This is a genomic window from Seohaeicola saemankumensis, assembly GCF_021021435.1.
In the GTDB taxonomy this organism is placed as follows: Bacteria; Pseudomonadota; Alphaproteobacteria; order Rhodobacterales; family Rhodobacteraceae; genus Seohaeicola.
Genome location: NZ_JAINWI010000057.1, coordinates 1 through 1,254, shown reverse-complemented (window position 1 = coordinate 1,254; position 1,254 = coordinate 1). Strand labels below are relative to the sequence as shown.

The window sequence follows — 1,254 nt, the reverse complement described above, 5'->3', positions numbered from 1 at the left end:
TGACCTGCCCCCCGAAACTTCCCGCGTTCTAATGTAGAGTTTGCTCAACGTTTCGAAGGAGCAAACAGATGCGAAAGAGCCGTTTCACGGAAGCCCAGATCATTGGGATGATCAAAGAACAGGAGGCCGGGATGCCGACAGCCGAGGTCTGCCGAAAGCATGGTCTGAGCCAGGGCACGTTCTACAAGTTCAAATCGAAGTATGGCGGCATGGAAGTGTCGGACGCGGCGAAACTGCGTGCCATCACTGATGAGAACGCCAAGCTAAAGCGCCTGCTGGCCGATGCCATGCTGGACAACGTCGTGCTGAAGGACCTGCTGGGAAAGAGCTGACAACGCCGATCGAGCGGCGAGAGGCAGCGCTACGCGCGGTGCGGGATCACGATATCTCGCAGCGCCGGGCCTGCCGACTTGTCGGTGTTGATCCCAAAACCGTCCGGCGTGAACGCCCGCCGGACAATCCCGAAATCAGAGAGGTGATGAAAGCCATCGCGCACAAGCGCCGTCGGTTTGGCTACCGGCGGATCGGCGTGATGCTGGAGCGCAAAGGCATGATCATGAACCATAAGAAGTTGTACCGCCTCTATACTGAGGAAAAACTGGGCGTACGCCGAAGACGGGGCCGCAAGCGGGCGCGTGGATCGCGGACACCAATGCCGGTGGCGTTGCGGCCAGGCGAGCGTTGGTCGTTGGACTTCCTGTCCGACACGTTCGGCGCATCTCGCAAGTTCCGCATTCTGGCCGTGAACGATGATTGCTGCCGTGAAAATCTGTGTCTTATGGCTGACACCAGCATATCCGGTGCCCGTGTCGCGCGGGAGCTGGATGCGCTGGTACGTCTCTATGGCAAGCCTGCCAGCATTGTCAGCGATAATGGGACAGAGTTCACAAGCCGGGCAATTCTGAAGTGGGCAAACGACAACGACGTTGACTGGCACTACATCGATCCCGGCAAGCCGCAGCAGAATGCCTTCATCGAGTCATTCAACGGCAGCCTACGGGATGAGCTGCTGAATGAGGAGTTGTTCGACAGCCTGGATGACGCTCGAAGAAAACTGGCGATCTGGCGATACGACTACAACAACGTCAGGCCGCATTCATCTCTTGGGAATGAAACACCTGCTGACGCGCGTCGAGCGCTTGAGCAATTTGAGGGCACCGCGCCCGACGCGCTTGCCCAAACTGACGACGAAGAATATGAAATCCAAACCCGCAAACTCTCGGTATGAATGAGGGAGCTTCGGGGGGCAGGTCA

The 1,254-nt window shown here is 58.0% G+C and carries 1 protein-coding gene; it reads left to right on the top strand.

The window, feature by feature from the left end; genetic code table 11:
* Positions 1-68: 68 nt before the first annotated feature.
* Positions 69-1,228, top strand: a protein-coding gene (locus tag K7H22_RS19935; protein ID WP_230802552.1) for an IS3 family transposase whose coding sequence is annotated in 2 segments (ribosomal slippage) — positions 69-318 and positions 318-1,228 — 1,161 coding nt in all. Because the reading frame shifts where the segments join, the coding sequence is not laid out codon by codon here.
* The last annotated feature ends 26 nt before the right edge of the window (positions 1,229-1,254 follow it).